General features: G+C 67.3%; 7 protein-coding genes. All 7 read right to left on the bottom strand.

The features are described from left to right. Window positions 1-107 precede the first annotated feature (107 nt). Window positions 108-2,435, bottom strand: a complete 2,328-nt coding sequence (locus tag G6016_RS07510) for an FdhF/YdeP family oxidoreductase (RefSeq protein WP_182632047.1) — start codon at window positions 2,433-2,435, stop codon at window positions 108-110. A gap of 57 nt (window positions 2,436-2,492) precedes the next feature. Beyond that, complete coding sequence (gene cydC / locus G6016_RS07505; RefSeq protein ID WP_182632046.1) at window positions 2,493-4,214, bottom strand: thiol reductant ABC exporter subunit CydC; 1,722 nt, start codon at window positions 4,212-4,214, stop codon at window positions 2,493-2,495. Then, the gene (cydD, locus tag G6016_RS07500) at window positions 4,207-5,970 is read right to left on the bottom strand and encodes a thiol reductant ABC exporter subunit CydD (RefSeq protein WP_182632045.1); all 1,764 of its coding nucleotides are present in this window, start codon (window positions 5,968-5,970) and stop codon (window positions 4,207-4,209) included. The genes cydC and cydD overlap by 8 nt, the downstream gene beginning before the upstream one ends. Further along, window positions 5,967-6,983 carry a cytochrome d ubiquinol oxidase subunit II gene (gene cydB / locus G6016_RS07495; protein ID WP_182632044.1) on the bottom strand — a complete coding sequence of 339 codons (1,017 nt, stop codon included), beginning with the start codon at window positions 6,981-6,983 and terminating at the stop codon, window positions 5,967-5,969. The genes cydD and cydB overlap by 4 nt, the downstream gene beginning before the upstream one ends. Before the next feature lie 12 nt (window positions 6,984-6,995). Further along, a complete protein-coding gene (locus tag G6016_RS07490; protein ID WP_182632043.1) occupies window positions 6,996-8,552 on the bottom strand; it encodes a cytochrome ubiquinol oxidase subunit I in 1,557 nt (518 codons plus the stop codon). Between the two features lie 210 nt (window positions 8,553-8,762). Beyond that, on the bottom strand, window positions 8,763-9,518 hold the full coding sequence (locus G6016_RS07485; RefSeq protein ID WP_182632042.1) for an SDR family oxidoreductase: 756 nt from the start codon (window positions 9,516-9,518) through the stop codon (window positions 8,763-8,765). A gap of 39 nt (window positions 9,519-9,557) precedes the next feature. Beyond that, window positions 9,558-9,883, bottom strand: a 326-nt coding sequence (locus tag G6016_RS16975; RefSeq protein ID WP_338403548.1) for a zinc finger domain-containing protein, incomplete at its 5' end; no start/stop codon positions are given.

Raw genomic sequence — 9,883 nt, 5'->3', positions numbered from 1 at the left:
ACTCCAAGAACTCCCACCCTTCTGAGAAGAGCGGGAACCCGGTGCCAGAACTCAATAGCTCGACGCCCTAGGAGGGCACAGCCTCTCCTAGGGCGTCGGGCTATTTCCTACTCCGCGACAGGACGACCGGTGGCGACGGGAGTCGTTCCGGGTTCGAGACGGACCACGATCTGCTTGGAGGTGGGGGTGTTGCACACGTCAGCCACTGCCTCGCGGTGAATGAGCTCATTGCCCTCGGGGAAGTACAAGGCGGCACATCCTCGCGCCGAGGGATACGACACCACCCGGTATCCACGCAGCACCTTGTCCGGGCGGCCCGGCCACTCACTGAAAATGTCGACAGTCTGCCCGTCACTCAATCCCAGCTCGGCGAGGTCATCAGGGTTGACAAACACCACAAAGCGTCCGTTGGAGACTCCCCGATACCTATCGTTCAGGCTATAGATAGTGGTGTTGTGCTGATCGTGGGCCCGCATGGTCTGCAGGATCAACCGACCTTTAGGCACCTGCATGTATTCAGCGTGACGGACGGTCAGCTGCGCCTTGCCCGTAGGCGTCGGGAAAGTGCGGCTGTCCCGCGGCCCGTGGGGGAGCACGAAACTGATCTCGTTCTCCATCCGACTGTTGAAGTTCTCAAAACCGGGAATCACTCGTGCAATCGAGTCCCGGATAGTGTCGTAATGCTGCTCGAAGCCCCGCCAATCGATGTCGACTCCCCGACCCTCCAAGACGCTCTCAGCCAGGCGGCAGATCACCGAGACATCGGAGAGCAGACCGGGGGCGACCGGATCGAGTTCGCCGCGGCTCGCATTGATTCGGCACACGGTGTCCTCGGCGGTGACGTACTGCGATAGCCCGTGCTGCATGTCCTTCTCTGTGCGGCCGAGGACCGGCAGGATCAGCGCCTCCCGCCCTGTCACGATATGAGAACGATTGAGCTTGGTGGAGACCTGAATGGTCAGATCGGCCCGCGCGATTCCTTCCTCCGCCCCCTTGGAGTCCGAGATCGCGGCGACAATGTTGCCGGCCATCGACATCATGACCTTCACCTCGCCGCGTTCGACGGCGTTCATGCTCGCCACGGTGTCGAACCCGTGCTTGCGGGGCGGCTCGAAGCCGAACTCGGCAGCCACGGAGTCGAGGAACGCGTCCGACATCTGTTCCCAGATGCCCATCGTCCGATCCCCCTGGACGTTGCTGTGGCCACGGATCGGAGAGGCTCCGGCCCCGGGCTTGCCGATGTTGCCGCGCAGCATCAGCAGGTTCATGATCTCGGCAATCGTGCCGACACCCGTCTTGTGCTGGGTAATGCCCAGGCACCAGGTGATGATGGTGGCGTTCGACTTGATGTAGCGGTCCGCCAACGAGTCGATCTGCTCCGTCGTCAGACCCGTCGCCTCGAGGACCTCCTGGTCGTCCGTCGCGAGGATGTGCTCGCGGTACGCCTCGAACCCCTCGCAGTAGGTGTCAAGGAACTCGTGGTCGAGTACCGTGCCGGGGGCTGCCTCCTCCGCGAGAAGGACCCTCTTGGCGACAGCCTGGATCAGGTGCTGGTCGCCGCCGATCCGGATCTGGAGGAAGTCGTCGGCAAGCTTGGTGCCGTTGCCCACCAGCCCACTGGGCCGCTGCGGGTTCTTGTAGCGCATGAGCGAGGCCTCCGGCAGCGGGTTGACCGCGACCATCTCCCCGCCGTGCACCTTGGTGTCCTCGAGGGCGTTGAGCATCCGCGGGTGGTTCGTCCCGGGGTTCTGTCCCATAACGATCACCAGGTCGGCCTTGCCGAAGTCATCATACGAGATCGTCGACTTCCCCACACCGATCGCCGGCGACATACCGGCGCCCGTGGCCTCATGACACATGTTCGAGCAGTCCGGCAGGTTGTTCGTGCCGAAGGCCCGCGCGAACAACTGATAGAGGTAGGCGGGCTCGTTCATGATGCGGCCACTCGTATAGAAAACGGCCTCATCAGGCGATTTCAGAGACCGCAGGTGCCGTGACGCGATGCCGAAGGCCTCGTCCCAGCTGACGGGAACGTAGTTGTCCGAGTCCGCCGCCTTGTACATCGGCTCGACGATGCGCCCCTGCTTGCCGAGCCAATACTCGGACTTGCTCCGCATGCTCGTCAGCGAGTGCTCCGCCCAGAACTCACGGGGGATGGTGAGCGGTGTGGACTCCCACACGATGGACTTGATGCCGTTCTCGCAGAACTCGAGCGGCTTGCTGTGATCCGGGTTCGCCCACGCGCAACTGGGGCAGTCGAATCCCCGCTTGTGGTTGATGGTCAGCGAGACCTTGGCGGTTCGCGCGGTTCCCATCTCCTCCTCGGAGGGGATCATCGCGTGTTCGATCGCCGGGAGCCCGACCGCCCAGGTGGCTCGCTTGCCGATCTTGATGTCGGCGTCGGTGAAATCTTCTCGAGGGGCTGTGTTCTTCATCGGTCTACCTCACTGCTGATGAGAAATTGGAGTTGATACCGAATGCTTCGAATGTTGTCAGGTTTCACTGTGTACTTCCGGGGTGTCGATAACCTCGGCGTGAGCAGGTGGATCAGCGGTTTCCTCCTCGATCGAGCGGACCGTGACCACCGCATCCGCGAGCGTGCCTTTCGGAAGGCGATGCGTGACCACCACGACTGTCCGATCTGGCCCCAGAAGCCCGGAGCGCCTGTCGAATAGACGATTGTGTAGGTCCGCGGAATCCTCGTCGTCGAGATGCTCGGCCGGTTCGTCCAGCAACAGAACGGGCGCAGGAGACAGGAGCGCACGGGCGAGAAGAATTCTTCGCCGCTGGCCCCCGGACACGGTGTCGGCACCTGCGGACAGGGTCGTGTGGAGGCCATCGGGCAGCCCGTCGAGCCACGAACCCAGCCCGACAGCCTCCAGCGCGGTACGCGCTTCATGCTCATCGACGTCGCCTCGCGCGACCCTCAGGTTCGCCAGGATCGAGGTGTCGAACAGGTGCGCATCCTCGGCGAAGAATCCGACAGAGCGGCGCAGCGAATCCGGGGAGTAATCGTCGAGCGGACGGCCATCGAGGGTGACGGCACCGCCGCGCGGCGGGAGAAGCCCGGCCATCGTCATCAGCAACGTCGTCTTGCCACTGCCGCTCTCACCGACGATCGCGATCCGCGTCCCGGGCCGCAGATCGATGTCGACCGGCTCGGTGACGGGGCGGCCCGGCCATCCACCCTGCAGGTCGGTGGCGACGAGCCGGGCTGGACCTTCCAGCTCGGTTGAACCGTGCGGCACCTGTGCGGCTGCTCGGTCGAGGAGGTCGTTGATCCGGCCTGCGGCAAGACGGGCGCGCAACAATGCGAGGGCCGCCGCCGGCAGCGGCGCCGTGGCCTCGAACGCCGACAGCGGCAACAGGACCAGAACCCCGAGCATGGTGGGGTGCATCGCCTCAGGACCGGACCCGAAGACGGTCAACCCGATGAGCAATGCGCCCAGCACGCTCACGCCCATCGCCAGCGGAGCGGCGGCATCCGCCCAGGCGGAGGGAATCGCGGACCGGTCGATGGCACGGACCGCGGAGTCGTTCTCGACACGCGCCCGGGACACGGTGGCGTCGAGTTGCCCCGCGACGCGCAGTTCCGCGGCGTGATCAACAGCGGTGACCGCGTGTTCGGTGAAACTCGTGCGAGCGCCATGCCCTGCGCTCTCGGCGTCGGTGGCGGCCCGGGCGCCGAGCCATGGTGCAATGATCCCCGCGACGACCAGTGAGACCGCGAGGATCAGACCGGCGACCGGGGCGATCACCCCGACCGTGACGATGGCGGCCGCGGAGATGATGGCCGCCACCGCCATCGGCACGATCGCACGAATGACGACGTCACCGAGGACGTCGACGTCGCTACCGGTTCGGGTGAGCAGGTCCCCGCGCTTCAACCCCGCTGTCGCCGCCGGATCGCCCGACGCGAGTCGATGGTAGAGCTGTGTTCGCGCGGCCGTCGTTCCCCGCAATGCCGTGTCGTGCGTGGCCAGACGCTCGAGGTAGCGGAACAGGCCGCGGGAGATGCCGAGTGCGCGAACGGCTACAACAGCGACGGTCAGGTCCAGGACCGGTGGCATCTGCCAGGCCCGGATGATCAGCCACGCTGACAGTCCGGCCAGGAACAGTGCGCTCCCCAGCGTCGCGGTGCCGGTGGCAATGGAGATGAAGACGCGACGGCGGTCGAGCTCGAGGATGGCCATCGCCCGGCGCAGGTCACCCATGTCGCGCTCCCCCGGCCTCGACGGCTCCTTCAGCCGTGGTCGAGGCCCGCACCGGCACGATCGTGTCCGCGATAGCCAGGATGCTCGGCCGGTGCGCCACGACGATCACGGTACGACCGGCGCGCGCCAATCCGAGCAGAGTGTCGAGAACCCTGGCCTCCGATTCCGGATCGAGATGCGCGGTGGGTTCGTCCAGCAGCAGGACCGGACGGTCGGAGGCGAGGGTCCGGGTCAACGCCAACCGTTGCCGCTGCCCCAGCGACAGCCCCGTGCCCTCGGCGCCCACCACGGTGCCCCAGCCGTCCGGACACCCCGCGAGCACCTCGTCGAAACCGGTGGACACGCACACTTCACCCAGCCCTTGCTGGCGCGGCGACACCCCCATCATCTCGAGATTCTCGGCCAGGGTCCCGGGCAGCAGGACCGGTCGCTGCGGCAGCCAGGCCACCTGCCGCCACCAACTCTCCTCCGCGGCCACGGGACTGCCGTCCACGGTGATCGTGCCCTGATCGGGTTCGGCGAGTCCGAGAAGTGCCAGTGTCGTCGTCGTCTTCCCCGCCCCGTTCTCACCGGTGAGGGCGGTGATCTCACCCGGGCGGCACCGCGCATCGAGGCGGTACGGCGCCCAGCCGTCGCGGCCGGCGACGCCGAGACCAGCGATCACCACCTCGGGGCCGGTTTCTCTACTCCTGTAGGGCTGCGACGGCGAGGCGGGCTCCCCGGCGGCCCCATCCGGCACCGCATCGAGCACGGCGAAGGCCCGACGCGCGGCGGCGAGCCCGTCCTCCGCGGCGTGGAACTTCGTTCCGACCTCCCGCAGCGGCCGGTAGGCCTCGGGGGCGAGGATCAGCGCGATCACGCCGGCCTCCAGCGGCATCAGCCCGTACACGAGCCGCATGCCGATCCCCACCGCGACCAGCGCCACGGACAGCGTCGCGAGAAACTCCAGCACCGTGCCGGACAGGAACGCCACCCGCAGCGCCGACATGGTGGTGCGCCGGTGCCGGTCACCGAGGTCACGGATCCGCCCCTCCGGCCCCTTCTCCCGCCCGAGCGCGCGCAGCGTCGGCAGCCCGGCCAGCAGGTCGAGGAGCTGGGAGGACAACGTGGTGGTGGCCGCGAGAGTGCGCTCGGCCTTGCCCTTGGTGAGGAAGCCGATGAGGATCATGAACAGCGGGATCAGCGGCAGCGTCACCACCACGATCAGCGCGGAGGGCAGGTCGTACAGGGCGATGACCACGATCACGACCGGGGTCAGGACCGCCGCGGAGAGCACCGCCGGGACGTATCCGGTGAGGTAGTCGCGTAACCCGTCCAACCCCCTGGTGACGACGACGACAACCTCCGTACGCCGCGGGTACAGCTGCCGGGGCGGCAGGCCGGTCGCCGCGTCGAGCACCTCCTGCTCGAGGTCCGCGACGACCCGCGAGGCGGTCCGGTGGGCGTAGCGCGAGTGCAGCCAACTCGCGGCCACCCGCACGGCGATCGCCGCCAGGAGCACGATCAGCTCGGCGCCCCAGTCCGGGATGGAGCGGGCATCGGTGGTGATGGCCCCGGCCAGGATCCGCCCGATCGCGATGGCCGTCACCACGACCATCACCACGTCGAGCACGGACGTGGCGACGGTCCAGGCGAGGTAGCCGCGCGTCGCCTCCGAATAGCGCCACAGGCGCGGGTCGAGGGGCGCGCGACGACCGGCAGGACGGGGCGCGGCGGACCGTGGCCCGGCCGGCCGGGCCTGCGCAGACCGTGTCATACGGCGACTGGCTCGCGTTCCCCGGCAACGGTGATGCGCTTGCGGAACACCCAGTAGGTCCAGCCCTGGTAGAGCATCACGATGGGGGTGAGGAACGCGGCCGCCCAGGTCATGATCGTGAGCGTGTACTGGCCCGACGAGGCGTTATGGATGGTCAGCGACCACGCGGGGTCCAGGGTCGACGGCATGACGTCCGGAAACAGGGAACCGAACAGCAGGGCGATGGTCGACGCGATCGCCACGGTTGTGAACACGAACGCCCAGCCCTCCCGGGCCGCGAAGGTCATCGCGACGACGATCACCAGCGCGAGCGCTGCCACGGCCAGCACGATCCACGTCCAGCCGGTGCCGTGGGCGAGCTGGGTCCACACTGCGAACGCGCCGGCCACGACGAGCGCCGGAATCGACAGGCGCTTGGCCAGGGCCACCGCGTCGGCCCGCAGCGGCCCGTCGGTCTTGAGCGCCAGGAACACGGCCCCGTGCAGGGCGAACACGATCGCGGTGGTCGCGCCGCCGAGCAGGGCGTAGGGGTTGAGCAGGTTGAAGAACCCGCCGACGTACTGCTTGTCGGCGTCGATGGGCACGCCCCGCACGATGTTGGCGAAGGCCACGCCCCACAGGATCGCCGGTACCCACGAGCCGAAGATGATGCCCCGGTCGCACCAACCGCGCCATTGGGCGGTGTCGACCTTACCGCGCCATTCGATGGCCACCACCCGGACGATCAGCGCCAGGAGGATGAGCAGGAGCGGCAGGTAGAACCCGGAGAACAGGGTCGCGTACCAGTCGGGGAAGGCGGCGAACAGTGCACCGCCGGCGGTGATGAGCCAGACCTCGTTGCCGTCCCACACCGGTCCGATCGATTTCATCATCGCGGAGCGGCGTTCGGGTCCGTGCTCGCCCCGACCCAGGACGGGCAGGTTCATGCCCACACCGAAGTCGAAGCCCTCGAGGACGAAGTAGCCGGTGAACAGCACCGCGACGAGGATGAACCAGACTTCCTGAAGTCCCATGTCCGATGTCTCCTAGTAGGCGAAGTCGAGTGAGTCGGGCTGCTCGTCGTCGGCCCCGTCCAGTCCCGGGACCTGCGAATCGTTTGGTTGTGGTCCGGCCATGGCGTGTTTGCGCATCAGCCAGAACCACACCACGGCCAGGGCCGCGTACAGCAGGGTGAAGGCGATCAGTGAGGTCCACACAGTTGCCGCCGAATGGTTGGACACGCCCTGGTCGACGGTCAGTCGGATCATGTCGACGCCCGTCGGGTTGGGGTGGACCACCCAGGGTTGGCGGCCCATCTCGGTGAATATCCATCCGGCGCTGTTGGCCAGGAAGGGCATGGGGAGCACGACGATCGACAGCCAACCGAACCACTTCTGGTCCGGCACCCGTCCGCGTCTCGTGAGCCACAGTCCGGCGAGCGCGAGTGCGGCGGATCCGGCGGCGAAGCCGATCATCGCGCGGAAGGACCAGTAGGTGACGAACAGGTTGGGCATGTAGTTGCCGGGCCCGAACTGCTCCTCGTACTTCTCCTGCAGGTTCTCCACGCCCTGTAGCGTCACGCCCTCGAATTTGCCCTCGGCCAGGAACGGCAGGACGTACGGCACCTCGATGAGGTGGATGACGCTCTCGCAATTGTTGTGGGTACCGATCGTGAGGATCGAGAAATCCGGGTCGGTCTCCGTCTGGCACAGTGACTCGGCCGAGGCCATCTTCATGGGCTGCTGGTGGAACATGAGTTTGCCCTGGGCGTCGCCGGTGTACGCCACGGCCAGTCCCGCGATGATCATGGCCAGAAGTCCCAGCCGCGTCGCAGGGCGGAACACTGTCCGCGCCTCGGTCTCAAGGGCGGCGGCCTGCTCCAGCACGTCACCCCCCTGCGCTTCGTCGCCTTGGACCTCGCCACCCCTACCGGCCCCCGCGGGCACCGACGCCTTGAGCGCCGCGGACCGCCGCATGTTCCGCACCATCCACCAGCCGGCGATGCCGGTGACGAACGTCGCCGCGGTGAGGAAAGCGCCGGAGATCACGTGCGGGTATCCCCAGAGCAGGGTGGGGTTGGTAAACAGTGCGCCGATGTCGTCCAGGCGCGCCCGGCCGGTCGTGTCGTCGTACACGGCACCCACCGGGTGCTGCATGAACGAGTTGGCCGCGATGATGAAGAACCCGGACGCGTTGACCGCTATCGCGACCAGCCAGATGCACGCGAGGTGGACGAATTTCGGCAGCCTGGTCCAGCCGAAGATCCACAGCCCGAGGAAAGTCGATTCGAGGAAGAACGCGACCAGCCCCTCGAGCGCCAGAGGGGCACCGAAGACGTCCCCGACGAACCGGGAGTACTCACTCCAGTTCATCCCGAACTGGAACTCCTGCACGAGGCCTGTCGCCACGCCGATCGCGAAGTTGATGAGGAACAGCTTGCCGAAGAACTTGGTCAGCCGAAGCCAGTGGTCCTTACCGGTTGCCACCCACATGGTCTGCATGATCGCCACGAGCGGCGCCAGGCCGAGTGTGAGGGGAACAAAAATGAAGTGGTAGACGGTGGTGATCCCGAATTGCCATCGAGCCAGATCCAAAGCGTCCATGGTTCCCCTGTCACGTCAGAACATCATGCTCACACTTGTTGTAAAGCTGTTCTTACTCGATCGGGGATGCGTTTCGTCCGGAATCGCGAAAACGGGGTGGGGTGAACGTCGCGGGTGAGAAGACGGGGTGAATTACCTGGTTACCGCCCCGGGCGACCACGCGGGGCGCCAGGCCCAACAATGCGCCAGGCCGCAGCGCCAGCCGCAGCGTCAGACGAACCGGCGGCTGACCTTCTCGGGCAGCGCGGTCAGCAGCGGCCCGATCGCCTTCCACGGCTTGGCCGGCACGAGCGCGCGGACGGGCTCGTCGTCGATGGTCTTGACCAGCGCGTCGACTCCGGGCTCGAACTCGGTCATGAGCGAGGTCTTCACGGACCGGTTGATGTCGGTCCGGATGTAACCGGGCAGGATGTCGGTCACCGTGATGCCGCTGCCGGCGCTGTCCAGTTCGGCGTACAGGCCCTGGGCGAGCGCCGAGACGAAGGCCTTGGTCGCGCCATAGGTGTTCTGCGCCTTGGGCATCCCCCGCAGCCCGCTCACGGACGAGATGAACACCAGATGCCCCGCATCGCGCGGCCGCATGATCTCCATCGCGGCCTCGGCCTGGTTGAGCGTGCCGACGGCGTTGACCATGGCGGTCTCGCGGTTGGCGTGGGCCTTGCCGGTCCCGAGCGAGGCCCCCTTGCCGAGTCCGGCGTTGAGAACGAATCGGTCGATTCCGCCGAGCTCGTCGTCCAGTTCGGCAAAGACCCGCTCCACGGCGGCACCGTCGGCCACGTCCAGTTCCCGCACCGCCACGCGGATCGACGGGTTGGCCGCGACCAGCTCGTCGCGGAGCTCCTCCAGTCGGTCCAGACGCCGCGCGCACAGGGCGAGATTCTTGCCCGCGGCGGCCCAGCGGCGGGCCATCCCTTCGCCGAGTCCGGAACTGGCGCCGGTGATCAGGATCGTGGTTCGGTCGGTCACGTGCTCTCCTCCGTCAGGTGTGCGCCCAGTCTGACACGGCTAGCGCGGCACCGCTGGCCCGCTCCGCCGCGGCTGGCATGACGGACAGCTGAACGCGATGCGGTCCAACGAGTCCACCGGCTCGCCCGTCCTCGCCGGACCGCCGGGGCTCGCCAGGTCACCCGCCCCACGACCACCCAGCCGGTACGTCTGAACCAGCGTCCCGCACCGCCGACACGGCTGACCGTCGCGTCCGTACACCCACAGTTCGCGGCCGCGCCGGGCGTGACCGGTGGTGACCCGCACCGCGCGATCGGCATTGGCGAGCAGCAGCCGCCGCGCGAGGGTCACGACGCCGGGCAGGTCCGGGACCGCGGCCACGGGGT

This window comes from Dietzia aerolata (genome assembly GCF_014144865.1).
Classification (GTDB): Bacteria; Actinomycetota; Actinomycetes; order Mycobacteriales; family Mycobacteriaceae; genus Dietzia; species Dietzia aerolata.
The sequence above is the reverse complement of the archived record's forward strand: the minus strand, read 5'-3'. Positions and strand labels throughout refer to the sequence as shown.